The 26,536-nt window shown below is 57.5% G+C and carries 23 protein-coding genes and 1 pseudogene; 14 read left to right on the top strand and 10 right to left on the bottom strand.

Going from position 1 to position 26,536, the window contains the following annotated elements:
- Nucleotides 1-6: 6 nt before the first annotated feature.
- The 9 genes from IPI71_03215 to IPI71_03175 are packed head-to-tail and all read right to left on the bottom strand — an operon-like array spanning nt 7 to nt 8,961.
- A complete protein-coding gene (locus IPI71_03215; GenBank protein ID QQR71531.1) occupies nt 7-1,710 on the bottom strand; it encodes a formylmethanofuran dehydrogenase subunit A in 1,704 nt (567 codons plus the stop codon).
- Entirely contained in the window at nt 1,710-3,026 is a 1,317-nt protein-coding gene (locus tag IPI71_03210) for a formylmethanofuran dehydrogenase subunit B (GenBank protein ID QQR71530.1), read from the bottom strand. The genes IPI71_03215 and IPI71_03210 overlap by 1 nt, the downstream gene beginning before the upstream one ends.
- Nucleotides 3,026-3,427, bottom strand: coding sequence for a molybdopterin dinucleotide-binding protein (locus IPI71_03205; protein ID QQR71529.1), 402 nt, complete (start codon nt 3,425-3,427; stop codon nt 3,026-3,028). Before IPI71_03205 ends, IPI71_03210 begins: the two co-directional genes overlap by 1 nt.
- Before the next feature lie 15 nt (nt 3,428-3,442).
- Nucleotides 3,443-3,865 (bottom strand): hydrogenase iron-sulfur subunit, encoded by a 423-nt coding sequence (locus IPI71_03200; GenBank protein QQR71528.1) that lies wholly within the window; start codon nt 3,863-3,865, stop codon nt 3,443-3,445.
- The gene (locus IPI71_03195; protein ID QQR71527.1) at nt 3,865-5,997 is read right to left on the bottom strand and encodes a CoB--CoM heterodisulfide reductase iron-sulfur subunit A family protein; all 2,133 of its coding nucleotides are present in this window, start codon (nt 5,995-5,997) and stop codon (nt 3,865-3,867) included. The genes IPI71_03200 and IPI71_03195 overlap by 1 nt, the downstream gene beginning before the upstream one ends.
- Nucleotides 5,998-6,011: 14 nt before the next feature.
- A complete protein-coding gene (gene hdrB, locus IPI71_03190) occupies nt 6,012-6,902 on the bottom strand; it encodes a CoB--CoM heterodisulfide reductase subunit B (GenBank protein QQR71526.1) in 891 nt (296 codons plus the stop codon).
- 6 nt (nt 6,903-6,908) lie between these two features.
- Nucleotides 6,909-7,490, bottom strand: coding sequence for a CoB--CoM heterodisulfide reductase subunit C (gene hdrC, locus IPI71_03185; GenBank protein QQR71924.1), 582 nt, complete (start codon nt 7,488-7,490; stop codon nt 6,909-6,911).
- Between the two features lie 11 nt (nt 7,491-7,501).
- Nucleotides 7,502-8,662 carry a 4Fe-4S binding protein gene (locus IPI71_03180; GenBank protein ID QQR71525.1) on the bottom strand — a complete coding sequence of 387 codons (1,161 nt, stop codon included), beginning with the start codon at nt 8,660-8,662 and terminating at the stop codon, nt 7,502-7,504.
- A 32-nt stretch (nt 8,663-8,694) separates the two neighbouring features.
- Nucleotides 8,695-8,961: a 4Fe-4S binding protein gene (locus IPI71_03175; protein QQR71524.1), complete on the bottom strand. Its 267-nt coding sequence runs from the start codon at nt 8,959-8,961 to the stop codon at nt 8,695-8,697.
- Between the two features lie 698 nt (nt 8,962-9,659).
- On the opposite strand from IPI71_03175, the gene fhcD reads away from it, so the two are divergent.
- From fhcD to IPI71_03105, 14 genes and pseudogenes are all read left to right on the top strand, one after another.
- On the top strand, nt 9,660-10,544 hold the full coding sequence (gene fhcD, locus IPI71_03170; GenBank protein ID QQR71523.1) for a formylmethanofuran--tetrahydromethanopterin N-formyltransferase: 885 nt from the start codon (nt 9,660-9,662) through the stop codon (nt 10,542-10,544).
- A gap of 130 nt (nt 10,545-10,674) precedes the next feature.
- Entirely contained in the window at nt 10,675-11,622 is a 948-nt protein-coding gene (locus tag IPI71_03165; GenBank protein QQR71522.1) for a DUF1743 domain-containing protein, read from the top strand.
- Nucleotides 11,604-12,578, top strand: a complete 975-nt coding sequence (locus tag IPI71_03160) for a radical SAM protein (GenBank protein QQR71521.1) — start codon at nt 11,604-11,606, stop codon at nt 12,576-12,578. Before IPI71_03165 ends, IPI71_03160 begins: the two co-directional genes overlap by 19 nt.
- A complete protein-coding gene (locus tag IPI71_03155; protein QQR71520.1) occupies nt 12,575-13,846 on the top strand; it encodes an indolepyruvate ferredoxin oxidoreductase in 1,272 nt (423 codons plus the stop codon). The genes IPI71_03160 and IPI71_03155 overlap by 4 nt, the downstream gene beginning before the upstream one ends.
- Entirely contained in the window at nt 13,827-14,951 is a 1,125-nt protein-coding gene (aksA, locus tag IPI71_03150) for a homoaconitate hydratase (protein ID QQR71519.1), read from the top strand. Before IPI71_03155 ends, aksA begins: the two co-directional genes overlap by 20 nt.
- Before the next feature lie 3 nt (nt 14,952-14,954).
- Nucleotides 14,955-16,169, top strand: a complete 1,215-nt coding sequence (locus tag IPI71_03145) for a 3-isopropylmalate dehydratase large subunit (GenBank protein QQR71518.1) — start codon at nt 14,955-14,957, stop codon at nt 16,167-16,169.
- Nucleotides 16,166-16,636 (top strand): 3-isopropylmalate dehydratase, encoded by a 471-nt coding sequence (locus tag IPI71_03140; protein ID QQR71517.1) that lies wholly within the window; start codon nt 16,166-16,168, stop codon nt 16,634-16,636. Before IPI71_03145 ends, IPI71_03140 begins: the two co-directional genes overlap by 4 nt.
- Nucleotides 16,633-17,436 carry a hypothetical protein gene (locus IPI71_03135; GenBank protein ID QQR71516.1) on the top strand — a complete coding sequence of 268 codons (804 nt, stop codon included), beginning with the start codon at nt 16,633-16,635 and terminating at the stop codon, nt 17,434-17,436. The genes IPI71_03140 and IPI71_03135 overlap by 4 nt, the downstream gene beginning before the upstream one ends.
- On the top strand, nt 17,433-18,404 hold the full coding sequence (locus tag IPI71_03130) for an isocitrate/isopropylmalate dehydrogenase family protein (protein QQR71515.1): 972 nt from the start codon (nt 17,433-17,435) through the stop codon (nt 18,402-18,404). The genes IPI71_03135 and IPI71_03130 overlap by 4 nt, the downstream gene beginning before the upstream one ends.
- Nucleotides 18,405-18,757: 353 nt before the next feature.
- Nucleotides 18,758-19,603 carry a deoxyribonuclease IV gene (locus IPI71_03125; GenBank protein QQR71514.1) on the top strand — a complete coding sequence of 282 codons (846 nt, stop codon included), beginning with the start codon at nt 18,758-18,760 and terminating at the stop codon, nt 19,601-19,603.
- A gap of 809 nt (nt 19,604-20,412) precedes the next feature.
- On the top strand, nt 20,413-21,420 hold the full coding sequence (gene endA / locus IPI71_03120; GenBank protein QQR71513.1) for a tRNA-intron lyase: 1,008 nt from the start codon (nt 20,413-20,415) through the stop codon (nt 21,418-21,420).
- Nucleotides 21,421-21,430: 10 nt separating this feature from the next.
- Nucleotides 21,431-22,680 (top strand): annotated as a pseudogene (locus IPI71_03115) (tryptophan--tRNA ligase).
- Nucleotides 22,681-22,683: 3 nt separating this feature from the next.
- Complete coding sequence (locus IPI71_03110; GenBank protein ID QQR71512.1) at nt 22,684-24,129, top strand: phenylalanine--tRNA ligase subunit alpha; 1,446 nt, start codon at nt 22,684-22,686, stop codon at nt 24,127-24,129.
- Between the two features lie 2 nt (nt 24,130-24,131).
- Nucleotides 24,132-25,772: a phenylalanine--tRNA ligase subunit beta gene (locus IPI71_03105; GenBank protein QQR71511.1), complete on the top strand. Its 1,641-nt coding sequence runs from the start codon at nt 24,132-24,134 to the stop codon at nt 25,770-25,772.
- Here the strand turns inward: IPI71_03105 and hisF are convergent.
- A complete protein-coding gene (gene hisF, locus IPI71_03100) occupies nt 25,729-26,535 on the bottom strand; it encodes an imidazole glycerol phosphate synthase subunit HisF (protein QQR71510.1) in 807 nt (268 codons plus the stop codon). The two genes, IPI71_03105 and hisF, sit on opposite strands and share 44 nt — an antisense overlap.
- Nucleotide 26,536: the final 1 nt, after the last annotated feature.

Raw genomic sequence — 26,536 nt, 5'->3', positions numbered from 1 at the left:
CTCACCTCACCGGGCGGCATCGACCTCGATGACCCTGGGGTTGGTCAGGAAGTGGCCGGCCACGTCATAGTTGTTCATGTTCACGCTGTAGTACTTGAGGAACTTGTCACGGATATCTCGCATGACCTGGGGGTTCTCGCTGGTCTTTGCGTCGACCCAGAGCGTCCGCTTGTTGCCGTTTGAGACGATCTCGCCATCGACGACCACCGGTGTTCCGGCCTTCATTACGAACGCCGCTGCGGAGAACGCCTTCTCGATCTCATCGGGCTTGTATGATCTCTCGGGGTTGAAGTTGTAGACCGCGACATCGGCGTCCATACCTGGTGCGAGCCCGCCGTAGATGTTCGCGAGCCCGAGCGCCTTTGCCGGCCCGGCCCGGGTCATCTGGGCGAGTTCGTAGAGCGAGAGTTCCCTGTCCATACCGGCGATGTAGGTAGCATCGACCATCTTTGCGCCATGCTTGAACGATTCGATCCTCTCTTTCCTGGCCTCGGCACTCATCAGCCACTTGATAATCCGGGGGTAGCGGGTGAACGGTCCGGCGTTAGGGTGGTCGGTGGTGATGAACGTCCGCATGTGGTCCCTGGTCATGAGAGCGATCTCGAGCCCGATAGCCCACTGGATCTCGCAGACCTTGATGTCCGGGCTGTACACGTAGGGCACCACGCCGGACCCGGTCTCGAGTTCGACATCGATGTTGGCCCACTTGAGGTGGTTGAGTTCGGTCAGGTGGTGCTCGAACGGCCCGTCTGCGGTCATGGTGGTGGTCTCATCGAGGGTCACACAACCGGTATCGATGGTGATGTTCTTCTGCTTGTTGACGTAGTCCATCACCTCCTTTGACTTGGACTCGAAGTTGCCCCAGTTGTCCCCGCCGTAGGAGTGGAACTGCAGGTGGGTGGAGTGCAGCACCGTGTCCCGCCCGAACTTGTTGTTGGGCCTGATCTTCTCGGCCAGTTTCAGGGAGTCGAGAGTCACGGTATAGTTGCCGGGGTTGCCCAGGCTGTTCTGGTGCACGTGCATGGAGTGAGGCAGGCCCAGGTACTCGTTGGCCTGCATCAGGCCGGTCATGATCTCGGCCGGCGTGATGTCGAAGTAGGGCACCGGGTCGTTCACGGTCAGGCAGTTCAGCCCCCAGCTCCATGCTTCCGTGCCGCCGGGGTTGACCACCTTGATCGCGTAGCCCTTGGACGCCCTGAGCAGCCAGGCGATATACGCAGCGGTGTTCTCGATCTCGCCGTTCTTGAGATACTCCATCACGAACCAGTTGTTCCCGAACACCGGGTAAGCCCCCTCGTCGATGATGGGCGTGTCACGGATCTCTTCGTGCACGTGCCGGGCAAAGAGCGGGGGCATCGCCGCTTCCATGGCCGTGGTATACCCCATCCGGGCATACTCATACCCGGTCTTGAAGGTGGTCGGGATCGAGAACCCGCCGGCCATCCGGCTCCCCTTCCCCTTCGGCCTGTAGGTGAACAACTTGTCCTCGGGCCGGTAGTTCCGCCCCTCGTTCACCTTGGGCCCGGCAATGTGGGCGTGGATCTCCACGGCACCGGCCATCACCGTCTTGCCGGCAGCATCGATCACTTTTGCGCCGGACGACACGTTGTCCACGATCGTGCCGTCCCTGACCGCAACGTCCGCCTTGTCCCCCCTGATCCCCTGCACCGGGTCAAAGACAAACCCGTTCTTTATCAGATACTCGGACATTACTCCACCTCCATCAGCTGATCGAGACGCTGGTTGACCCGGGTCAGGAACTCTTCGTCGGTGAGCATGCCTTCCGGCGGGTCGACAACCTTGCGGGCATCGATCGGGACGTTGTCCATGCGATAGCAGTTGCCGCCGACCTCAACACCCACGAAGGCGACCGGGACGTGGAGTTTGGAGACCTCGCTGGTGGGTGTGATGTGGGGGTCGACGCAGACTGAAGGCAACTGGGAGATCTTCTTCACCGAGCTGATCGGGAAGTGGGCGCCAGGGTCGCTGCCGATCACGAACACCGCATCGACCTCGCCGCGGACCAGCAGGTCGTTGGACGTGGTCTCGCCGGGGTTATACCGCGCAAACCCACGGGAGAGGTCGGTAGCATACGGGAAGCCGAACTGCCAGCCCATGACCTGGCCGGAGCCGGTCACGTTGTAGTGGCCCCGCATGGCCATGATGCTGAACTTGGTGTAGTCGTTGAGATCCTTGGTCAGCATGATGGCGTTGTCGATGTTATGGTTCTTCGAGAGAGACTGGGTCACACCCATGCCGAAGAAGATGATCCCGAACCGGCCGCTCTTGAGCATTTCGGCGGCCTCGTAGATCCTCTCCTTGGGAATCCCGGCCACGGTGTCCGGTAGCCATTCACCGCGAATCGCTACCCGGAACGCCGAGAGTAACTCGTAGTCCCGGCCCTGCTCGATCTGGAAGTGGTAGTCGGCCATCTTGGCAGTGTCGGTCCTCCGTGGATCTACTACTACCACCTTCCGGTTCTTGTGACCCTTGTTGGTGAAGAATCCACGGGGAAAGATCGAGTAGCGCGACTGGTGCCGAGGGTGCGCGTGAGCCGGGTTGCAACCCCAGAACAGGATCCGGTCGGCCCGGTTCTTGATCTCCCCGAGCGTGCAACTCGGGATACCAACGTCCTGGACGGCAATCAATGTCGTGCCGTGGCACACCGTTGCCGTGTTGTCTACAATCGCACCGACCTTCTCGGCAATCTCGTGCCCGACGCTCTGAGCCTCGCAACTCGTTGAACTCCACCCATACATCAGCGGCTTCCTGGCGTTGGCCAGCATCTGCGCCGTATACTCTACGGCCTCGTCATACGAGACTTCCTTGTAGGTGCCGTCCGCCTGTTGCATCCGCGGACGCTTCACCCGGTCCTTGGCCTGGGCGTGCATGAACTTCTCCGCCCCGATCGCACAGGCGTTGTACACGTCCACGATGGTCTTGCCGTCGTCCGTGACCACTACCTCAAGGTCGTCGCAAAGAGTCCCGCAGAAGGGACAGAGAACATCCGTAACTGTCTTGGTCATCAGATCTCACCCCGGCATTTTTTCTGTACCAGCTCAACAGAGCTGAGTACCTTTTCATTTATGGCGATCTCCACCTCAATGGGAACGCCCTTGAACGTGGGCATACCCGTGGAATAGGTATTGGGGTCGGTTACACAATTGGCCCAGGGACCCAGGGGTATCCAGGCCAGTCCCGGGTGGGGACCTTGGGTGGCCTCAATAGCTTTGACCACCACGCTCCCGTGTTTGCTGGTCACCCGGACGTTGGTGTTGCGCCAGGCACCAAGTTTCTTGAGATCGGAAATGTCCATCTCGATGATGCCGCAGGCTTTGGTATAGGCGTCTTTCTCTTTTCCGCCTTCCATGGCAACACCCTGCTGGATGGTGCGTCCGGTGATCAGGTTCAGTGCAATCTTGGTCACGTAATAGTCCTCCGTTTAGCGGGTGAGCTCTTTAAGGGGATTAGGACCAAGGTCGGTTATGGTCTTCACCACGTCTTCAACCACTTTTGCCCACTTTGCCCCTTCCGATGCTGATACAAAGGTCATCCTGAGGCGCTTGTCCTCAAGGCCGATGTTCCGAAGCAGGCTTTTCAACATAAACATCCGCTTTGCACCCTTGTAGTTGCCCTCGAGGTAGTGGCAGTCGCCGAAGTGGCAGCCTGAGACCAGGACACCGTCAGCCCCGTCTGTGAATGCCTTCAGGATGAACAGGGGGTCTACGCGACCTGTACACATCACCCTTACGATCCTGATGTCGGGGGGGTACTGGGTGCGGGCGCTGCCCGCAAGATCTGCCCCTGCATATGAGCACCAGTTACAGATGATCCCGAGGATCTTGGGTTTCCACTCTTCTGCCATTACTTCGCACCTCCCAGGAGGAACGCATCAATCTGGGCGATGATCTGCGGGGTTGCAAAGTGCTGCATCCAGATCGCACCACCGGGGCAGAACCCTCCACAGGTCCCACATCCCTTGCATTTTGCTTCGGTGACCTGCATAACCTTCCGACCGTCCTTCTCGACCAGCGAGAGGGCCTGGTATGGACAGAGGTTCACGCACATGCCACAACCGGCGCACTTCTCCTCAATGCACTGGGCAAAGTAAGGTTCGAGTTCCACTTCTCCCATATGGATCGGGATGCTGGCAGCCGATGCGGCTCCTTCTGCTGATGCGACCGTATCAGGGATATCTTTTGGTCCCTGGCAGACACCGGCAAGGAATACACCCGCTGTGGTGGTCCCGCACGGGTTCAGCTTGGGGTGGGCTTCAAGGAGCCATCCGTCCATCGACCGTGAGACACCGAAGAGCTTCCTCGTCTTGTCGGTCTCTGCTGCAGGCTCGACCGCTGCAGCGAGCACTACCATGTCAACCTCGAGACTGATCGGCCGGTTGAGCAGGGTGTCCTCGGCATTGATGATGAGATTCTTGGTGGTCGGATCCTCGAGAACGTTTGCCACCCGTCCCCGCATGAACTTGGCGCCCTCGTCCTGGATACGGTAGTAGAACTCCTCGTACATCTTTCCAAAAGACCTGATGTCCATGTAGAAGAGGTAGGGCTGGGCATCTGGGATCTTCTCGATGATCTGGTGGGCATGCTTGAGCGAGTACATGCAGCAGAACCGCGAGCAGTAGGGATGGCCAATTCCGGTGCTATCACGGGAACCGGCACAGAGCAGGAAGGCAACCTTCTTGGGAGTTGCACCATCGCTCGGCCGGACCAGGTGGCCGCCAGTCGGACCCGACGCACAGATCAAGCGCTCAAACTCGAGGCTGGTGACCACGTTCTCGTACTTCTTGTACCCCCATTCGTCTTTCTTTTCGATTGGGAAGATGTCGTATCCCGTTGCCAGGATGGCGGTCCCCACCTTGACTTTCACGAGCTCGTCCTGCATTTCAAGGTCGATAGCCTTCTTATCACCGCAGGCCTCAACGCAGAGGTTACACTTGATGCAGGAGTCCCAGTCGATGTGGTAAATGAGCGGCACGACCTGTGGGTGATATATATAGATGGCCTTGCGGGGCTTCATCCCCATCTCGAAGGGGTTCGGCTTGATGACGGGGCAGACCACTTCGCAGTCCCCACACCCGTTGCATCCACCGCCAACGATTCCTTTTGCCTCGGCCTCTTCCATGGAGAGAACCCCTCGTGCCTTCTTGCGGATGGTGACATCGAAGTTGCCGATGTAACCTTCGACATTCTCCACCTCGGCGCAGGTCATCAGCTCGATATTCTCATTCCTGCCCACATCCACCATCTTGGGGGTGAGGATACACTGCGAACAGTCGAGGGTCGGGAACGTCTTGTCGAGCTGGGACATCCGGCCGCCAATGGTCGGGTTTTTCTCGATGAGGTAGGTCTTGATCCCGGCGTTTGCAAGGTCGAGGGCGGCCTGCATTCCGGCAATTCCCGCACCGACGACCATAGCCGCATGCTCAACGGGCACGCTCTTCGGGATGAGATCCTGGAGGAGCGACGCCTTGGCTACCGCGATCCGGATGGCGTCTTTTGCCTTTTCGGTTGCTCCCTCGCGGTCATGCATGTGCACCCAGGAGCCCTGTTCGCGGATATTGGCCATCTCGAACCGGAATGGGTTCAGCCCTCCTTCCTTGCTGGCGGTCCTGAAAGTCGGTTCGTGCAGGCGCGGCGAGCAGGCTGCTACCACGACACCGGTAAGGTTGTGCTCCTTGATGGCCTCCTTGACCTTTCCCTGGCCGGGTGTGGAACACATGTACTGGTAATTGTCTACATGTGCAACGTTCGGCAGGGTCTTTGCATATTCCTGCACGCCTTCAATGTCAACTGAACCGGCGATATTGGTACCGCAGTGGCAAATAAATACGCCGATGCGGGCCTCTTTCTGCTCTTTTGCAGGAGCTTTTTCGGCCGGTGCTGCTGTCTTTACCGGTGCTGCTGCCTTCACCGGCGCTGCCGGCTTTGCGGTTTCCTTCTTCTTGGGAGCGGTCTCTTTCTTTGTCTTTTTTTCTGCCATCTTTTATCCCTCCCTCACAGGATCTTCTCCAGGAACGGTTCACAACTGACCGCATGCAGGTCGAGTGCAAGCTCCTGCGGGCTCATCCCCTGGGCAAGTCCAAGCAGCTCATTGTAGTGGAGCACGGGGAGACCCCATTTCACCCCGAATTTCTCCTCAATCTCGATCTGGCCCCGGTCAAACTGCAGCTGGCAGAATGGGCAGACTTCGGTGAGAGCATCGGCTTTTACTTCCCTCAAGTTGATCATCTTCTCGTTGGTGATATCAATGGCGTGGACCAGATCGTATCCCCGCACCCCGCCGCCTGCACCACAGCAGAGCATCTTGTTCCGGTATTCTACCGGTTCGGCGCCGAGGGCTGCAACCATCTCCTCGATCCAGTAAGGGTGTTCGGTGCTCCCGAAGTGGCGCTCCTTCTTGGGCTTCATGAGGTGGCAGCCATAGTGGACGGCAATCCGTGTCCCCTCGAGCGGCACTGTTACACTGTCGCGAATCTTCTGTAGTCCACAGATCTTGGGGTCGTACAGGAGCTCGGCTAAGTGCCAGACATCGATGGTCCCCTTGAACTCCATGTCGATACCCTTGAGCACCTCGTTAACACCCTCACGGAGTTCTTTGTGATGCTTCAGTTTTTCGTTCACTTCATAAATGGACTTGTAACAGCCATTGCAGATCAAGGCGATATCCTTCTTCATCTGTTCTGCGAGCAAAAGATTCCTCGCAGCCATGGCATACCATATATTCAGGTCGATTGACCCGAACGCACCGGGTGCCGGGCAGCAGCTGGCGCCTTGAAGTTCGAGCAGCTTGATGCCCAGCTTCTCGCTCGTCTTAATGGCTGCTGCCTCACATCCGGGATACCGGTTTGGCGCGATACATCCGAGGAAGAATGCATATTCGTGCATGAAATTTTATCCCTCCCGTTCCTTGACAATCTTGTCGGCTCTCTCTTTGAGGCCGAAGTAATCCAGAATGTACTGGATACCTTTGACATACTGGGGGAATCCATGGGTGGTCGGCGGCTCGGGGTTCAACCCGAGTTTCTTGCGGGCGGCGCGGTTGACATCGTTGTTGGGAACACCGTGTCCGGTTGTATAGATAGCCTGAACGGTCTTCAAGAAGTTGACCGGAATGATATCCCGCTTTGCTGCGAGGTTCCTCATGGCCATGATTACATCGGTAGGGGCTATGTCTCTTGGGCAACGATCAGTGCAGCTGTAGCAAGTTGTACAGAGCCAGAGATCGGGATCGGTCAGGGACTCATCCTCGAGTCCCAGCAGTGCTCTCCTGACAAACTTCCTGATCCGGTAGGAACTCCGCGGTGCCGAAGGGCAGGACGCGGTACAGGTCCCACACTGGTAGCACATGTGGGGGATGGTCATCGAGATTTTCTCGATGGTCTTGGTAAAATCAGGATGGCGCTCGTCCTCGAAGAGACGGGTGTCGGCGAGTTTCTTGTCGAGCGCTTCGGGGTAACCTTTTGTTCTTTGCATATCTGATTCCCTCACGCCTTCTCCATCATTTTCAGCTGCACGCTACCGGGAGTATCCTCCTTGACTTTTGAAGTCCGTGGCGTGAACAACTTCTCCTTGATCTTCCTGAAGAGATCGGTCTCCTTACCCTTGATGCGGATGCCGGTCCGGTGGAGCCTGATGATATCCTCTCCGGGGCAGGCATTCACGCATGCGCCGCAGTAAATGCAGAAATCCTTGTTGACGGCGATAGTGGGCTCGACCTTGCCCTTCAGCTGGCTTGCCGGAACCGGTGACGGCAGGTAGATGGCATTTGCCGGGCAGACCTCGACACAGGTGGAACACCCTCCCGGGCATTTCTCGGGGAAGAACTCGATATCGCCCTCGAATATCTTTTCGATGGTGATGGCCTCGGTCGGACAGTTCTTGGAACACCAGGTGCAGGTGCAGCACATTTCCTGGTCGATATCGACGTTTCCGGGCAGCTTGTCACTCTCCACAACCCGCTCGACAGTGATGCACTCCTCGGGGCATGCCTCAACGCAAATCATGCAGGCGTCGCACTTGGCCTCGTCCCAGATCACTTCACCCTCGACCGTGCCTGTCTCAGCGGTAAAGGGCTTATGCTTCACCTCAATTGCCGGGCAGAGCGCACCGCAAATACCGCAGTATGTGCACTTCTCGTCATCGACCTTGAAGGTGGTCTTGCTGGTCAATGCAAGCTGGCGCTCTTTTCCTCCCTCGCGGGTACCTTCGAACTCGGGGACATCACGGTCGATGGCATCGCGCGGGCAGACATCCTCGCAGATGGTGCACCGGACGCACTTTTCATCGTCAATAGTCGCGACCATGTCATACTGGGGGAATCCTTCTTTCTCGACAATCGGCAGGCGTTCTTCTCCATCGACTTTCAGTGTCAGTGCATTGAATGGGCACAATATCACACAGACACCACAGTAGGAACACTTCACCTCATCGATATCAACCGGCGCAGCATAGGCGACCGCACCTCTCCGGGTAGCACCGACGAGTCCCAATACAATGGCCTCTTCAGGACAGGCTTCAACGCAGATCCCGCATCCGGTGCAGACCTCTGAGTTGAGGACCAATTGGTTTACCTGTTGGAGGAGCCGCTGTTCCTGGATGACATTTACGCCATCCCGCTTTTTGGAGAATTTTGGAAACAGTGTCATTCAATAACCTCTCATTCGCTCCATGTTCTCATTCAGCCAACCCTGGCTTCTGATACGACCGCCCCGCGTCCGGATAGCCGGATCACATCGTGCGGGCATGCCTCGACGCAGACTCCGCATCCGGCGCACAGCTCGGAATTGAAGTCCAATATTATCGCTTTCCCGTGTTTCACCTTGTAGATCTTCTCGTTTGTCACCGGATCCAGGGTGAAGAGTTCAAGCGCATCAACAGGGCATGCGACCACACAATTATTGCAGCCGGTACAACGCTCCATGTTAACGTGCAACGCAAATGCCATGCTTGTATCACGCACCAGCTCTAGATCGATTCAAAAATCGACTAAAAAAGAATGGTTAACTTATACACATAAACCTGTCTAATTTTCCATGGACTTTACCCCTGTGCCATACGGTTATGATAAGTATATGTTCTTTACTTTTTTTAGAATCAATAAACCCTTGGAAAATAAGCCCGCATTGGACTGCGCTCTGTCCGATGTGTACGGGAGGTAAATGCTCATCATGTTTAAACATTTTGTCTACCGTGCGATGTTGAACAAATCTGGGGTAAATATTACAAAAATCTGAAGATTACGACATTCCCATTATTCTACCATGCTACGAGATCCACCGGATCAGCCCAAACGCGCTGAATGTGGCGGCAAGCGTGTGAAGAGCGGAGGGTATCGGGAATGGGCAGATATCATAAAATCCGGGATGAGATGGAAGATCGAGGGAGTGTTTTCTGCCGTGAAATGAATATTCGGCGAATCAGTAGCTGCCTCTTCCCGTGAAGGAATGATGCGTGGAGTAATGATGAATTCAATTGCTACACTATGTTGGTCCCGATGGCTGTATAGGGGGCAATTCAAGATTCATCCTGGTAAAATAAGCCCGGTTTGGAATTGTACAATACAGCAGTCTACTGCGAGCCCGTGACAATAAGAAAAATTATTCACATAGTTCCCAGGTACCTTCTCTCAAAAAGAGGTTTGACATGGAAATAAACGGAGTGCCAATTGATAATACCTATGCGGAAGCGTTTCCCACCTGGATTTCCCGGGTCATCATTACTGCCGTGACCGAAGAATGGGCATACAATGCAGCCGTTGAGGCGACCGGATTTGCCACCTCTGCCATTGGATGCCCCTGTGAGGCAGGGATCGAGAGCATTCTCTCGCCCGAAGAGACTCCCGACGGCAGACCTGGTATTGCTATCCTCATCTGTACAGCCAAGAAGAAGATTAAGGAGCAACTGATAGAACGGATTGGCGAATGCATCATTACGGCACCGACGACAGCAGTGTTCGACGGTCTTCCGGAAGCCGAAGAAAAAGTCCCCGTCAAGCTGCACTTCTTCGGTGACGGGTACGAATACAAGAAAGAGGTCGGGGGCAGGCAGGTATGGGTGATCCCCATCATGTCCGGGGAATATATCGGTGAAGAGGAATTCGGTATCATCAAGGGAGTTGCCGGGGGGAATTTCTTCGTGATGGGGGAGAACCAGATGGCCGCCCTTATGGGGGCCCAGGCAGCGGTCGATGCCATCGGTTCGGTCTGTGGGGTCATCACCAGCTTTCCCGGAGGGATTGTATCGAGCGGATCCAAGGTCGGGTCGAACAAGTACAAGTTCATCCCTGCCAGCACAAACGAGAAGTACTGTCCGACCCTCCGGGAGAAGGTCCCCGACAGCAAGGTCCCTACCGGGGTCAGAGCCATGTTCGAGATTGTCATTGACGGCCTCGATGAAGAGTGTGTAAAGGAAGCCATGGCCCAGGGAATTCGTGCAGCCTGCACCGTACCAGGGGTAAAATTCATCAGTGCCGGAAATTTTGGCGGGAACCTCGGTCCCTTCAAGTTCGAGCTTCATTCGATTCTCTAATTATCTCTCCCTTTTTTTTCCTCACCTCAAACGATCTGCTTAAATATCCCGCCTACGATTATTTTGTTAACGAGATTTTCGGCAACAAAATCCGGAATTCGGCCATCCATCTTTCCGGGAGCCATCATCCATGCCAGACAGAACTGCAGAGCGGCTCATACCAGGATCCGGTCCAGTAAATCGCGGAGACATCCCCGGGGATCCTTATATCATCCAGTATCCCGGCATCGTGGCTGTGACCGATGAGAATGGCCGCGCCATAGAACTGATCGAGTTCTTTGACTGCCTCGGTGGTGCGATGTGGTCAAAGCATCATTACGCGCAGAGCCCTGTGGTCCGATCGGTACGGAACTGCGGCCCCACCATGCGGTACCTGCTGCATCCCGGCCAGGCTGACCTAGATCTCCAGGGCTCGAAGTTCCCTGCGGGAATATGCGGAGCTGCGGTCCAGGATGACGAAATCGAGATCTCCTACGTAGGAATTGGCGGAGGTGGTGTCGGGGCGGCAAGCTGCCGGTCCTTTGCGGGGGGTGTTACCCGGTGCCGTTCCGATCCCGCGGGCGGTGGGAAAAAGGCCGGCTCAACGGTGTGGCTTCCGCGGAGGCAACGGGTCCTGATCGGGGTTGATGATACCGATACGCCTGATGAGGGAGCGACGTGGACCCTCACGCACAACATCGCCCGGGCGGTTGAGGACGATGCATCGCGCTACCTTTCCCACACCATTGTCCAGCTCTTCCCGGTTCCGTACCGGACCAAGAACTGTGTGAGCATCGTGGTCGAGTTTGCTTCATCCGAGCCCGGGATCCTGGTCGAACGCTACCGGGATCTCCTTGAACGATACACGCTTTCCGATGATACCGGGATGGCAGTTTTCACCGGGTTTGACCCCATCCCCCTCCTTCAGTTCGGCCGCCTGGTCAAGCGCGGAGAGGTCCGCCGTGACCTTATCCCAAGGATCGCCGATGGAAGTCTCGATCTTATCCTGGAAGGGAGAGGGATCATCGGTGCTGTTGCAGCCCTGCCATTCTTTACCAGCTATGAGGAGGCGCTCTCGTTGTGGACTGGCTCAGGCTGAAGGCACAACTGCTCGCAGAAGGGACTGCCCGGTTCACCGGCAAAGCAGGAGAACCGTATATCGAACGGTCGACTGCAGGTCCCGGTGCAGGGAGCGGCGGATCCATCTTCTTCTCCACTGCATCGGGAATAGTCCGGCTCACCATCGACCCCCGGAGCCCGGTTGAGGTTGAGCACAGGGGTGGCGGCAGGGCCGTCCTCAGGCATGCCGGTCTCACGCTCGAGGGGTATATCGAACCGGTAGCCCTTCACTGCCCGCGCCAGGCCTACATCACCGTGACCAGTGGATGTATCTACCGGTGTCGGTATTGCGAAGTGCCAATCCTCTCTGCAGGAAGGAAGACCCCAGAGCAGATCGAAGAGATGATTGGTTCGGTGGCAGATCGGATCGACGCAATCTCGCTCACCAGCGGAGTGCTGACCGGCAAGGAGGAGGAAGAGGAGTACGTTCTTGCCATAATCAGACGGATTAAACGTTTTGGAGTCCCAATCGGGGTCTCAATCTTTCCGGGCGAATCCACTGCTGACCGGCTCCATGACCTAGGGGTTGCAGAAGTGAAGTTCAACATCGAGACGGCTACCGCGGATCTTTTCAGCACCATGTGCCCTGGCCTTGACTGGGACACGGTCTGGCGGGCGCTTCGCCGTTCGGTGAGCCTGTTCGGCAAAGGGCATGTCTTTTCGAACCTGATCATCGGTCTTGGCGAGGATGACAGGGACGTGGAAGCATGTATCGCCGCACTCTGCAGTGAGGGTATTATCCCCGTTGTCCGTCCTCTGAACCCTGCCGGTGAACTGGGCCATTACGCCCGTCCGACTGCCGACAGGCTCCTCAGAGTATACGCTATCCACGCCAGGCACCTCCGAAGTGCAGGCCTTGATCCCTGTAATGCTCTAACCATGTGCCCTGCGTGTACCGGTTGCGACCTGGTTCCCGGGAGGGACGGGCCGCTATGAACGGCTACGAGGTCCTGGCCCGGGCACTACAGTCCTGTGCCGACCGGATCTATGCCGTTCCCGGCTACCCGGTGACCGGGCTTTCACATGTGACGGGTGCGGAACCGGTCACGGGCGAGAAGGTTGCACTCGAATACGCCTTTGGCGATTCGCTCTCGGGCAGGAGGGCTGCGGTAATCATGAAGAATGCCGGCCTGAACGCCTGTGCAGATCCGCTCATCCAGGCAACATCACAAGGACTCCGGAGCGGGGTGGTGATCGTTGCCGGCGATGATCCAGAGGCTGAAGGGTCAACCACTACCCAGGATTCGCGGTATTACGGGGAGATCGCCCAGATCCCGGTGCTTGAGCCGGGAGCCGAAACCTGCTCGGAAAGCGTCGAGGTGGCATTCTCTGCATCGGAGCGGTTCTCCCGGGTGACGCTTCTCCGGGCCACTCCCGCGCTTCTTTTCTCCCCTGCAGAGCAAAGGGACGTTGCCCGGATAAACCGGTCCGGGACTCTCGCCCCTGCTGACCTGACCATGCGTGGACGCGCTGCCCGTTCGGCAGAACTCTTCAACGAGATGTTTGCCTGGTCCTGCGACCACCCGCTGAACCGGTTTTCCGGGGGTGTAGCGGGCATCGGAGCGGCTCATGGCGACTCCCAGGTGGTGACGGTCTACCCCCCGCCACGGAATCTCGCGTCGTGCAAGGATATCCGGGAGATTGGGAGACCGTTTGTCAGGGAACACAGCATCATCCAGCCTCCGGGACCGGCTGCTGTACCCGAGACCATCTGGGAGCGGGGATACTACCGGACCTTCTGCCAGGGATGCCCGTTTCTGCCGGTGTTCGAGATCCTGCATGCCCGCAGGATGACGGTCGTACCTGATGCGGGATGCTCGATTCTGGTGCTGAACCCGCCCTACCGGCTCGGTATCGCGAACTACGGCCTGGGAACCGCAATAGGAGTGGCCGCCCGAAGTACCGGGGTTGCCCTGATCGGTGACTACGGGCTCATTTCTTCCGGCATCCCGAGTCTCATCGATGTGTATGAAAAGAAGATCCCGTTGCTCTGCATTGTCCTGAACAACCGGTGCATGGGCATGACCGGCGGACAGGAAGTGCCCGATCCTGCCCGGTACATATCCTGGGCAGATCCGGTGACGGTGGGGTCCTCGGACCGCGAGGCGCTCGGCCGCCTGCTGGTTCCACCGGTAGATCCGGTGACGGTTATTGTCGAAGGGCAATGCCCTGAGGGGAGGAACCATGAAACCATTGCATGTTGAGATCTGCGATGTTACACTGAGGGATGGGGAGCAGACCCCCGGGGTGTCGTTCACCTGCGAGGAAAAGCAGGAGATAGCCCACAAGCTGGATGCTGTCGGCATCGATGTCATCGAGGCCGGATTCCCTATTGTATCGCCCTATGAAAAGAAGTGTGTCTCCTGCATCGCGCGGATGGGCCTTGAAGCCCGCATCTGCTGCCTTGCCCGTGCCAGGCCCGGTGATGTGGAAGTTGCTATCGACTGCGATGTCGATATGATCAGCGTCTTCATTGCTACGTCGGACCTCCATATCCGCCACAAGTACCGGAAACCTCGCGATCAGGTCTTTTCCGAAGCCCTGGACATGATCGATCTCGCCCGGGACCACGGCCTGCGGGTCAGGTTCGCCGCCGAAGATGCCTCACGAACCGATATCAATCTCCTCAAGGAACTCTACCGGAGCGGTGAGCAGCGCGGAGCAGATCTCCTCAGCTTTGCAGATACGGTCGGGTGCCTGGTCCCGACAGAGATGTATGCCATCATGAGCGACCTGGTGGCTTGTGTGAGCCGACCCCTCTGCGCGCACTGCCACAACGACATGGGCCTGGCCACGGCAAACACCATCACCGCTGCTGAGGCAGGGGCATTCCAGTTACACACGACAGTGAATGGGATCGGAGAACGTGCAGGCAATGCAGCCCTTGAAGAAGTCCTCGTTGCGCTGAGAATGAAGGCCGGAATCGACCGCTATGATCTCACCCACCTGACCGAACTCTCTGCAATGGTCGAACGGTTCTCGGGAATCACCCTCCAGAAGACCAAACCGGTGGTTGGTGCACATGCGTTCTCGCATGAAAGCGGCATCCACATCGCTGCCATTCTTGAAGATCCACAGACCTACGAATTTTTCTTTCCCGAGATGGTCGGGGGGCAGCGCCGGTTCATTCTCGGGAAGCATACCGGGAAAACAGCACTGGAGCATATTGTGGCAACGCTTGGATACCATTTGAACGACCAGCAGATCTGCACGATACTTGATGAAGTCAAGGAGCTTGGGGAAAGCAAGATCGGCATTACTCCCGAGGCGCTTACAGCCCTGATCCGGCATGTCCGCAAGGAGAAATAATCAATGACCACCCTATCCGAACGTATCCTAGGGGCGCCAGCTGGCGAATACGTGGACCGCCCGGTGGACCGGGCCTATGTCCATGACGGGACTGGAGTGCTGACCCTTGAGGCGTGGCGGGCACTGGAGAGCGGTACGATCGCCTGCCCGGGCAGGGACTATGTGCTCTTCGATCATATAGTCCCGGCAAATACCTCCACCACCGCTGACCTCCAGCACGAGCTGCGGCTGTTTGCCCGTGGCGCAGGGATGCACTTCTCGGATATCGGTGATGGGATCTGTCACCAGCTGATGGGGGAGGGAGCCGCCCTTCCCGGAGAGATAATCGTTGGAGCAGATTCGCATACCTGCACGCTTGGTGCCTTCGGGGCGTTTGCAACCGGAGTGGGTGCCACGGATATGGCGGTCATCTGGGCTTCCGGATCGACCTGGTTCAAGGTTCCCGAGACCATTGCCCTCTTCCTGTCCGGCCGTCTGTCGGGGCATGCAGAGGCCAAGGATCTCGCCCTGACCTATGTCTCGCGCCTGGGGATGGATGGTGCCAGCTACCAGGCTCTCGAATTCATCGGTGAAGGGGTGACGCACCTCTCCATGGACTCCCGCATGACGCTCTGCAATCTGGCGGTTGAAACCGGTGCAAAGACCGGGCTGTGTTACGCTGATAAAGTAACGGTTGCGTATCTCGAGTCCTTTGGAAAGATCGTAGAAACCCAGCCCCCTCCTGCCTGCAGGTACAAACGGGAGCTGGATATCGATATGGGGGAGATTGTTCCTGTCATTGCCGTGCCTCCCAGGGTGGATACCATTATCCCGGTATCAAGCCTGTCCGGTACCCCTCTCGATCAGGTCTTCGTGGGGACCTGTACCAACGGCAGGTACGAGGATCTCTCGAGGTTTGCATCAATCGTCCGGGGGAAGAAGGTCAAGGTGCGGACCATCGTTGCCCCTGCATCAAGGAAAATTCTCGAGGATGCTGCCATGACTGGTATCCTCGCGGTGATCCTCTCTGCCGGATGCACAGTAGTCCCGCCCGGGTGCGGTCCGTGTCTGGGCGCCCACATGGGGGTTATCGGTGAGGGGGAAGTCTGCCTTTCTACCGCAAACCGGAACTTCCGGAACCGCATGGGTGTCGGAGGGGAGATCTACCTGTCCTCGGTCTCGACTGCCGCGGCCAGCGCCCTTGCCGGCGAGATCGCCCTCCCTGGAGGTGAGGAATGAGGATCGAGGGCCGTGCTGTATGCCTGCCGCCGGATGTTGACACCGATCTCATTATCGCCGGTCGCTACCTGAGAACAAAGGATCAGAGCATCTGGGCGGCACGTGTGTTTGAAGACCTTGACCCTTCCCTTGCAGGAAAGATGAAAGGTTCGGTGATCATCGCCGGGAAGAATTTCGGATGCGGGTCATCGAGGGAGCAGGCTGCAGTGGCACTCAAGGGAGCGGGGGTGGTCTGCATCATTGCCCCCTCGTTTGCGCGGATATTTTTCAGAAATGCCATCAACCTTGGCCTTCCCCTCGCTCAGGCAGAACTCCCCTGCCGGGAGGGAGACCGGGTGGTCATCGATCTCTCCACGGGAACGGTTACTGCGGGAGGAACCACGAAAAACATTTCTCCGCTTTCACCACATATGCTCGAGATCCTCGCGTCCGGAGGTCTTATCGAGCACAGGAGGAAGAAGCGATGATCTTTCCCCGGCACTGCAAGGAAGTGGGCTACGCCTCGAACCAGCCCTGTGGCGACCAGGTCTACTTTCTCTCGCGGTTCCTGATACATGAAACAGGACGTGGTCATGAGATTCTCGAGGTTATCCCCGGCCCGGAGGAAACATGCCTGATGAGGCCCGTTGCAGGGGCCCGGGTTCTTGCAACAGATGGCGAGGTGTCGTGGTACCCTGAAAAGGTGCAGCTCCATGACCGTGCGGAACTGGTCCGGCTTGCGCGTGAAACGGGATCGCGCTGCACGATATTCACCGGCCGTGATGAACACATCACGTTTGTCCTCGATCCCGATCTCGCGGAGTTCCAGACACTGTCCGTGTATGATGTGACCCCGCCCCGCCCAAGCCTCTCGGCAACCATCCGGGAACTCGAGGAGGCTGGGATGTTTGCCGAGCTCGATGTCGTATTCGAGCACACCCTCAGGGACATCTCCCAGATCGATGCCGAGGTGTTTCCTTGCCGTGCTTCAGGCTTTCCAAAGACGCTTGATGCGGATCTCCTTCTCGGGGGAGAACGGGTCGCCGGATGCCTGACTGCCCGGGAACTGTTGAAGGAATGTTACCGAGACGAGTTTGTGGTGACCGATATCTGTCCCCTGTCCATGGTCGCTGAGGAGCCCTTCATCACCCGGTGCTGCCGGAAGGAGCGGGAGGGTATCGGGATGTATGCGGGAAGGTTTGGGGCCGTGGTGCACTGGGGGGCATCTCCGTTCGAGATCTTTACAGCGGTAAAGAACCTGCTGGCCGCATGGAGGGAACGGCCATGAAGATTGCCGTTGTCGAGGGAGATGGCATCGGCCACGAAGTTATTCCTCCTGTCCGTGACATGCTGGCACTGCTCCGGCCGGATATCGAGTTCTTCGAGATCGAGGCGGGATACGGAAAATGGCAACGCACCGGGCATGCCATTACCGATGACGATATTGCAGCACTGCGGACCGCAGATGCCATCCTGTTTGGGGCCACCACTACCCCGCCTGCCCCGGATTACCGGAGCGTGATCGTCAGGATCCGGAAAGAGCTCGACTTGTACGCAAATGTCAGGCCGGTGAAGGGTTCCCAGGTGGACTTGATCGTCGTGCGGGAAAACACCGAGGGACTCTACTCGGGGGTTGAGAAAATCGAACAGGATACCGCCTGCACGGTCAGGTGTATCACACGGAAAGGGAGCGAGCGGATCTCCCGCTACGCATGCATGCTCGCCTCCAGGCGACGAAACCTGACAATCGGGCACAAGGCAAACATCCTCAGGTCCGATGTTTTTTTCCGGGATATCTGCATGGATGTGGCCCAGAAGACCGGGGTGCAGGTCAGGGAATGTTACATCGACGCGCTCTGCCTCGATGTGCTCCTCCATCCGGGAGAATACGATATCATCGTTACCACGAACCTGTTCGGGGATATCCTGTCTGATGTAGCCGCCTACCTGGTGGGGGGTCTCGGACTCCTCCCAAGTGGAAATATCGGAGAAAACCATGCCCTCTTTGAACCGGTTCACGGGAGTGCACCGGATATCGCAGGGCGCGATCTCGCAAACCCCATTGCCGCGATGCGAAGCGGGTCGATGCTCCTCGCCCACCTGAAGGACGAACCATCCGCTGCACTCATCGACCAGGCTATCGAAGTGGTCCTCCGGAAGGGAATAATGACCCGTGACCTGGGAGGGACAGCGGGAACAAGGGATTTCTCACGGGCGGTGAGAGACGAGCTGTCACGACTTATATGCACCGGATAAAAATGTATGGTATGGATGCTCCGGGCACTCGCCCCCGTTGCTTTGTTCTGGCATCGAACGAAAGCTACTGATGACCTGTTCGTGGCATTCCCATCCTGCGAAGATCCCGTATGAATCGCCGGCGGTGAGGCAGTACCGTGGTCGGTTCACGTTCGGGGTCTCCGGGTAATCGGGTTAATCCCCGTCTTACCAGAAGGGCATCCCTTCTTTGCCCTCATAAATTGGTCTGATAGGATCGGTTCAACGCGGGTCCCGGATGGCTCAGGTTCGTAAAGCCAGGTCTTCTCCCGCTGCGCCGGTTCCGGAAGCGAGTGTTTATCTGGAAAGGGTGTCCACCCCAAGGAGGGACAGGGATGGTCAGGGTAGGGGTGCATGTATCGATTGCCGGCTCGATTGCAAAGGCGGTTGAGCGGGCGGAAGCTGCCGGGTGTGATACCTTCCAGATCTTTTCGCGGAATCCCCGGGGCTGGGCATTCAAGGAACTCGATCCTGACCAGGTAGCGCTGTTTCGCGAGAACCTTGGAAAGAGCGGGATGTTCCCGGCAGTCGACCACATGCCGTACCTTCCCAACCTGGCTACGGGTAAAGCCGAGTTCTACGAAAAATCGGTCATGACGCTTGCCGCCGAACTTTCAAGGTGCGGGATGCTTGGCATCCCGTATCTCGTGACCCACCTGGGCCATCACCTGGGTGAGGGGATCGAGATCGGCAGGAAACGGGTTATTACCGCTGTGAACCAGGCACTTTCCGCAGTCGACAACAACGTCGTCCTCCTGCTCGAGAACACTGCAGGTGAAAAGAACGGGGTCGGATCGACTTTTGAGGATATTGCCGCGGTCCTGGAGGGAATCGAGGCCCCGGGGAGGGTTGGGGTATGCTTCGACACCTGCCATGCCTTCGGGGCCGGCTACGAGCTTCGGACGGTACAGGGGATCGAAGAGACCGTCAGCCGGTTCGACGATGCGATTGGTGTGGAGAACTGCATGCTGATCCACCTGAATGACTCAAAGGGCTACCTTGGAAGCGGTCTTGACCGCCATGAGCATATCGGTCTTGGGAATATCGGGGAGGAAGGCTTTCGCCTCGTCCTCTCACACCCCTTCTTCAGGTCACGGCCGCTCATCTGTGAGACGCCGGTCGATGACCGGAGGGATGATGCCGGAAACATCCGTGTTGTCCGCAAGCTTGCCGGAAAGTAGGTGCACCGGCCTGTTCCGGTTTACCATGAACAAGATCTGTGGGACTGCTGCGGGCGAGGGTTTCCGGACCGTTTAACCCGGACCTCCTGGTAAGAAAAACCCGGGTGAATGTGAAAACGGAATGACCCTGCTCACGCTCAGTTTTTTGCTATTGCCAATACATCTACCCTGGTAGGAGTCCTTACCCGGAAAGTATGACAACGTCGATGTCCGGCAGGGAACAGATCTCCATGGCGAGGCTGAACTCATGATCCGTTTCCTTGCAATGATTGACCAGAGTCCGGGATTTCAACTTCTGCTGCACCGGAGAGGACAACCTGAACCCCGGACAACTGCTTTCCTCCCAGGCCCGTTGACTTTGAATAGGAAGAGACCCTGCTTAATTGATGACGGGGCACCTGTCACCACTCCAAGTACCTGTACCAGTGTACCTGCACCGCATCTGGGCTGCTGCAGAAACCTGTTGCCGTCTCATCCGCCAAAGTTCCAGAACGATGACTTTTTCGTCATAAGTTCTTGCATAATTGTCCAGTTAACGTCAAAAGTGTTACATATGTCCAGTTAACGTCAAAAGTGTTACATAAGTACTACCCAGGGTTATTTCTCTGGCTCTGTCAACTGCTATCATGCCGGATTTGCAGGAAATATTAACGCCAAGATATGGTTCATACGGCAATTGGATGTCCTTTCCGTATGCTTTGAAAATGATCTGATCAAAAGGCCCTTTACAGAGCCGGGGCACATCAGGATCCTGGTGACCTGCCCGCTCCCCGGCGCCTATTATAACCGGAGGGAACACATAGATAGGTGTGAAGGCGAAGTTTGACGGGACCTGCGTCCGGCTCGGAAACGAGGGACGGATCCTGTACGACCAGAGCGGTTACGGGAGGCCCGATGATGATGGCATCCGCCTCTCCCCAGAAGAAGCCTGCTACCTGGTCCACCGGGGCAAAATTTCAATTGAAGGTTTCCCATTTGACACTCTGATCGCCCATTTCGCCCGGCACCCTGAATTCCTCCGCACCTTTCTCGTGTACCGCGACCTTCGGGAGCGAGGCTATGCCGTCCAGAGCGGTCCCCACGATTTCCGTGTCTTCCGTCGGGGCGAGCGACCAGGGACCGGCAAGTCCCAGTATATGATACGGGTGCTTTCCGAACGGAACCTCATCGAATTTGAAACTCTTATCCACGAGGCCCTGGCATCATCACGGATGCGCAAGCAGCACGTCCTTGCCGTTGTTGATGATGAGAACGAACTGACATACTACGAGATCAAGGTCCAGAAGCTTCCCGATGCCGGTGAGAAGCCCGGTTTCGGCCCTCTGGAAGGTGTGCTTGTCGGCAGGTCGGCTCTCGTGCATCCTGTCCTGCCCCCGGACAGTACCGCTGCCGGTTACGGCATGAATCTCGATGCCGAACGGATGATTCTCGCCCCGCTTGAGATCATTTTCCTCATGGCAAACGGTACACTGGCACTTCGGGACGGTGAAGAAATGATCGATGCAGACCGGTACTTTACACTTGCCGCGGCAGCGGACGTGGAACTCAGCGAAAAGGCTGCTGTGTACCGGGATCTGCGACAATGCGGGTATATTCCCAAGACCGGGTACAAGTTCGGGCACCATTTCCGGGTCTATTCCGGGCAGAAGATCCACTCCGAGATGCTGGTGCATGCCATCGCCGGTGGAGTCAGGTTCCCGATGAGCAGCATCTCCCGCTCGGTCAGGCTCGCCCACAGCGTGAAAAAAAAGATGTTGTTTGGCCATCAACATACTACGGGAATTCAATACGTCGAGTTTGCGCGAATCAAACTGTGAGAGAGAAAGCATGGTTGAGATAAACCCGTGGGCGAACCAGCAGTCCATTGATGTCGACCGGCTCTTTTCCGAGTTCGGGATCGAACCCATCGGAAATGTCCTCGATATTCTTCCAGAAGTGCCCATGTTCATAAGGCGGGGTATAGTCATCGGGCACCGGGACTATCTGCAGATCGCCGGATGCATCCACGATAAAAAACCTTTTCATATCCTTACAGGGTTTATGCCATCGGGCCACCCACACCTGGGGCACCTGATGGTGATGAAGGAGGTCGTCTGGCATATCCAGCAGGGTGGATCAGGCTATATCACCATCGCCGACCGGGAGGCGCATGCGGTCCGCGACACCAGCTGGGAGAAGTGCAGGGAATATGGCAGGGAGTACCTGGCCTGTCTCTATGCCCTCGGATTTGAAGGGAAGACCTACTTCCAGAGCAGGAACGAACGACTCAAGGATCTCGCCTTCGAATGTGCTACGAGGGTGAATTACTCCGAGCTCCAGGCAATCTATGGTTTTGCATCAGAGACCTCGCTTGCGCACATGATGTCGGTCATCACCCAGGTCGCTGACATTCTCTACCCGCAGGTGGACAGCTTCCCCGCACCAACCGTGGTCCCGGTCGGTGTCGATCAGGACCCCCATATCCGCCTCACCCGAGGTGTTGCTCACAAGCTCCGGATGTTCACCGTTGAGGATCGGGGGGACTATATCAGCGTGCGCTCAAAGAACGCTCCCCAGGGCGCCCTCGAAGCGGTCCATGCCCGGTTTTCCAAATCGAAGAAATACGAGGGGCATGTTGACATCAAGGGCTCTGGGTGTGATGACGTGAGTACGGCCGTCAGGGAAATCGAGATCTCTTTCGGAGGTTTTGGGTTCTTTGCCCCATCATCGACCTATCATGTCTTCATCCCCGGTCTCCAGGGGGGAAAGATGTCGAGCAGCACGCCCGAGAGCACCATCAGCTCACCGAACCCGATGAGGTGGTGAGAAAGAAGGTGATGGCAGCCCTCACAGGTGGACGGGCTACCCTTGCCGAACAGCGTGAACAGGGGGGGGAGCCTGAGAAATGCCCCATCTTCCTGCTCAACCTCTTCCACATGATCGAGGACGACGGCGAGCTTGAAGAAGTGCGCAGGAAGTGCCGGTCCGGGCAGATGACTTGTGGCCAGTGCAAGAAGGAGACTGCCGATCGTGTCATCTCGTTTGTCCGGGAAATGCGGGAGAAGATGGCTGCGGCCGAACATCTGATCGAGGTGTGAGAGATGGATCTGACAACTAACGAAAAAAAACTCCTCGTGGCCCTCGCGCCGCTTGACAGCGCCAAGCCTTCGTATCTCGCGGAACTTTTATCGGTTTCCGAAGAGGCGGCGATCCAGTACGCCTACCTGCTCCAGGATCGCGGCCTTGCCGTCGTGGATCGGAGAGTGGTGAAGCACTACGCGCTCACCGACGAGGGACGGTGCTATGCCGACTGTGGCCTCCCCGAGCGCCAGCTGTTCGATAGTTTCTCCCATGCTATCCCCCTGGCCGAACTGACCCGGCATCCGCTGGCGAAGATCGGTATCGGCCAGATGCGGAAGAAGGGCTGGATCACGATCCGGGATGGAATGGTTGAAAAGACCGGCAAGACCGCAGAAGAGGATGATGAATCCGCGTTGCGCAATCCGGTGGAAGGAAAGAAAGGGGTCGCAGAGCTTGTAAAACGCGGCCTCCTTCAGGAGATTGAAGACGTTAGCTACCTGATCTCCATCACAGATGCAGGCGTTGCTTTCGCCCGGCAGGGTATCGAGATCCAGGATGAGACAGGGACGCTCACCCGGGATCAGATTGTATCAGGAAGTTGGAGGGATCTCAAGCTGCGGAGGTATACCGTAGAAAAGATCCCCCGGAGGGTTTATCCCGGTAAGATCCATCCCTACCAGCGGCTGATCGAGGAGATGCGCCAGATCCTCCTCCAGATGGGATTTACAGAAATCTACGGAGGGATCGTCCAGAGCGCCTTCTGGAACTTTGATGCCTTGTTCCAGCCCCAGGACCACCCTGCGAGGGAGATGCAGGACACCTTCTACCTTGGAGAACGGGCCTGTCTTCCTCCATGCTTCGAGAAAGTCCGGGACATGCATCTCCACGGGGGGGCGACGTCCTCAAAGGGATGGGGGGGGACCTGGAGCGAAGAGAAAGCCTCCCAGTGCGTGCTTCGCACCCATTCCACGAGCCTGACCATCCGGCACCTTGCAGAACACCCGGACCCCCCGGTCAAGGCGTTCTCAATCAGCAGAGTGTATCGCCGGGAAGCGATCGATCCGACCCATCTGCCCGAGTTCGAGCAACTGGAAGGGATTGTTATGGACGAGGGAGTAAGTTTCTGCAACCTGCTCGGATTTTTAAAAGAGTTCTACAACCGGATGGGATTTGCCGGCGTCCGCTTCAGGCCGGGATACTTCCCTTATACTGAGCCCAGCGTGGAACCGGAAGTCTATGTCCCATCACTCGGGTGGGTCGAGATGGGTGGGGCCGGGATCTTCAGGGAGGAAGTCACGGCACCGTTTGGGCTTGAGTGCCCGGTCCTCGCCTGGGGCCTAGGGGTGAGCCGCATCGCGATGCTCCGGCTCGGCCTCACCGATCTTCGCCTGCTATACAGGAGCGACATCGCCTGGGTCAGAGACACCCCGTCACTCCTCCCTGATCAGGTGCCGGGAGGTGTGTGAGTTTGGCCGTCATCTCCCTTCCCAACCGGTATCTCGAACGGCTGACCGGGGCTGATCGAGATCAGATCATCTCCCGACTCCCCCTGCTTGGCTCGGATATCGAGCGGATTGGTGAGGATCACATCGATGTCGAGTTCTTCCCCAACCGGCCCGACCTCTTTTCTGTCGAGGGCGTTGCACGGGCGCTGCGGGGATTCCTGTGCAAGGAGACCGGTCTTCCGGAATACCGCGTGACCCCTTCAGGGATGAAGTTTACTGTTGATCCCCGCCTCGCCGGAATCAGGCCGGTTATCGGTTCTGCGGTGATACGGGGGGTCTTGTTTGACGAAGATGCAATCCTCTCAGTGATGGGCCTGCAGGAAGCGCTCCACTGGGCAGTCGGCAGGGGGAGGAGCAAGGTTGCCATCGGGATCCATGATCTCGACACGGTAACCCCCCCGTTCCACTATCTCGCCTCGGAAAGAACCCGGAAATTCGTACCGCTTGACTTCCAGCAGGAGCTCTCCATGGAAGAGATACTTGCCCATCACCCGAAGGGTCGGATGTTCTCCCAAATCGTTGAAAATTTTCCCCTCTTCCCCCTGATTGTGGACGATCTGGACCAGGTTCTCTCTTTCCCCCCTATCATCAACGGCGAGCTGACCCGGGTGACCACCAGCACCACGAACCTCCTTCTCGATTGCACCGGGACCGATGAGCGGGCAGTGCGGACCGCGGTCACCATCCTCTGCACGGCAATGGCCGAGACCGGAGCCCAAATAGAGAGCATCGAGATCGAGGGTGTGCGCTGGCCGGATCTCTCCCCGGAGGTCCGGGTCGTCAGGACAAACGACTGCAACCGGCTGCTCGGCACCAGCCTTTCCCCCGAGGAGATGGCAGAGCTGCTCCAGAGAATGCGGTATGGAGCGGTTAAGGAAAACGAGGGAATGGTCCGCGTCGAAGTACCTTGTTACCGCTCCGATATCATGCATGACTGGGATCTGTTCGAGGATGTCGCCATCGCCTACGGGTACGAGCGGTTTCCTGCGGCAATCTCCCCTACATTCTCCATCGGAGAAGCTCACCCTGTCAACCAGATCGGTTCCCTGGTGCGGCAGGTTCTTGTCGGTTTTGGATTCACAGAAGTGATCCCGTTCACGCTCTCTAACGAGGCAGTCATGTTCACGGCGATGCGTCGGCAGATTCCACCCGACCTGCTCAGGGTCCTGCATCCCATTACCGAGGATCACACCTTGCTGCGGACCGATCTCATCCCGCTCCTGCTGGAGATATGCCAGCTGAACCGTCACCGGGAGCTACCGCAGCGGATCTTCTGCGTGGGAGATGTGGTCCGGGGACTGGAGACCTACCCGAAGGCTGCATTCGTGAGCCTCCACCCGTCAGCAGATTTCACCGAGGCTTATGCCCATGCCGACGCGATTTGCCGGGAACTTGACCTTCCCTTCACGGTCCGGGAATCGGAAGACACGGCATTCATCGATGGGCGACGGGGAGATGTTGTCGTGGGCGGAAAACAGGCAGGGGTGTTTGGGGAGATCCATCCAGCCGTCCTAAATTCCTTTGAGATCGAACACCCTGTTGCGGCATTGGAACTCGATCTCAGAGCCGTACCGGGATTCCCCGGTTCGCCAAGTACTCCTTGACCTGCCTTACAGTATACTGGCCGTAGTGGAAGACGCTTGCCGCCAGGCAGGCATCGGCCTTCCCATAGGCGAAACCTTCATAGAAGTGTTCGAGCATTCCCACGCCGCCACTGGCAACAACCGGAATCCCGACGGCCTCGGATATCGCACGGGTGATGGGGATATCGAACCCCATCTTGGTACCATCGGTCTCCATGCTGGTGAGAAGGATTTCGCCGGCACCCTTTTCTTCTGCTTCAATAGCCCACGTGACGGCATCGATACCGGTCGGCTTGCTCCCACCGTAGATGACTACCTCGTACCAGCAGCTGGACCCATCCGGGAGCGATACGGGAATGGCATCCGGGTTCTCCCGGTAGTTTCTCCTCACGTCCTCTGCAAGCACGATGCACTGGGTCCCGAACCGGGACGCTCCCCTCGCGATGAGGGAAGGATCGAGCACGGCGCTGGTATTAACACTCACCTTGTCCGCTCCCGCGCGGAGAAGCTGCTGGATATCCTCATCCGATCGGATGCCGCCTCCCACGGTGAGCGGGAGGAAGAGCTGGTCGGCAGCCCTCCCGATAACTTCGAGCATCGTCCCGCGGTTTTCCTTTGATGCAGTGATGTCCAGGAAGACAACCTCATCCGCCCCCTGGTCATTGTACCGCTGAGCAAGCTCAACCGGGTCGCCGGCATCTCGGAGATCGATGAAATGTGTTCCCTTGACAACCCTGCCGTCCTTGAGGTCGAGGCAGGGGATTATCCTTCGTGTCAGCGCCATA

The sequence above is a fragment of the Methanolinea sp. genome, assembly GCA_016699325.1.
In the GTDB taxonomy this organism is placed as follows: Archaea; Halobacteriota; Methanomicrobia; order Methanomicrobiales; family Methanospirillaceae; genus UBA9949.
This window is presented reverse-complemented; position numbering and strand designations above follow the sequence as displayed.

Bases quoted from the DNA above. Each gene is read 5' to 3' on its own strand.
- IPI71_03215 (QQR71531.1), bottom strand. From the start codon at position 1,710: ATGTCCGAGTATCTGATAAAGAACGGGTTTGTCTTTGACCCGGTGCAG.
- IPI71_03210 (QQR71530.1), bottom strand. From the start codon at position 3,026: ATGACCAAGACAGTTACGGATGTTCTCTGTCCCTTCTGCGGGACTCTT.
- IPI71_03200 (QQR71528.1), bottom strand. From the start codon at position 3,865: ATGGCAGAAGAGTGGAAACCCAAGATCCTCGGGATCATCTGTAACTGG.
- IPI71_03195 (QQR71527.1), bottom strand. From the start codon at position 5,997: ATGGCAGAAAAAAAGACAAAGAAAGAGACCGCTCCCAAGAAGAAGGAA.
- hdrB (QQR71526.1), bottom strand. From the start codon at position 6,902: ATGCACGAATATGCATTCTTCCTCGGATGTATCGCGCCAAACCGGTAT.
- hdrC (QQR71924.1), bottom strand. From the start codon at position 7,490: ATGCAAAGAACAAAAGGTTACCCCGAAGCGCTCGACAAGAAACTCGCC.
- IPI71_03180 (QQR71525.1), bottom strand. From the start codon at position 8,662: ATGACACTGTTTCCAAAATTCTCCAAAAAGCGGGATGGCGTAAATGTC.
- IPI71_03175 (QQR71524.1), bottom strand. From the start codon at position 8,961: ATGGCATTTGCGTTGCACGTTAACATGGAGCGTTGTACCGGCTGCAAT.
- fhcD (QQR71523.1), top strand. From the start codon at position 9,660: ATGGAAATAAACGGAGTGCCAATTGATAATACCTATGCGGAAGCGTTT.
- IPI71_03165 (QQR71522.1), top strand. From the start codon at position 10,675: ATGCCAGACAGAACTGCAGAGCGGCTCATACCAGGATCCGGTCCAGTA.
- IPI71_03155 (QQR71520.1), top strand. From the start codon at position 12,575: ATGAACGGCTACGAGGTCCTGGCCCGGGCACTACAGTCCTGTGCCGAC.
- aksA (QQR71519.1), top strand. From the start codon at position 13,827: ATGAAACCATTGCATGTTGAGATCTGCGATGTTACACTGAGGGATGGG.
- IPI71_03145 (QQR71518.1), top strand. From the start codon at position 14,955: ATGACCACCCTATCCGAACGTATCCTAGGGGCGCCAGCTGGCGAATAC.
- IPI71_03140 (QQR71517.1), top strand. From the start codon at position 16,166: ATGAGGATCGAGGGCCGTGCTGTATGCCTGCCGCCGGATGTTGACACC.
- IPI71_03135 (QQR71516.1), top strand. From the start codon at position 16,633: ATGATCTTTCCCCGGCACTGCAAGGAAGTGGGCTACGCCTCGAACCAG.
- IPI71_03130 (QQR71515.1), top strand. From the start codon at position 17,433: ATGAAGATTGCCGTTGTCGAGGGAGATGGCATCGGCCACGAAGTTATT.
- IPI71_03125 (QQR71514.1), top strand. From the start codon at position 18,758: ATGGTCAGGGTAGGGGTGCATGTATCGATTGCCGGCTCGATTGCAAAG.
- IPI71_03110 (QQR71512.1), top strand. From the start codon at position 22,684: ATGGATCTGACAACTAACGAAAAAAAACTCCTCGTGGCCCTCGCGCCG.
- hisF (QQR71510.1), bottom strand. From the start codon at position 26,535: ATGGCGCTGACACGAAGGATAATCCCCTGCCTCGACCTCAAGGACGGC.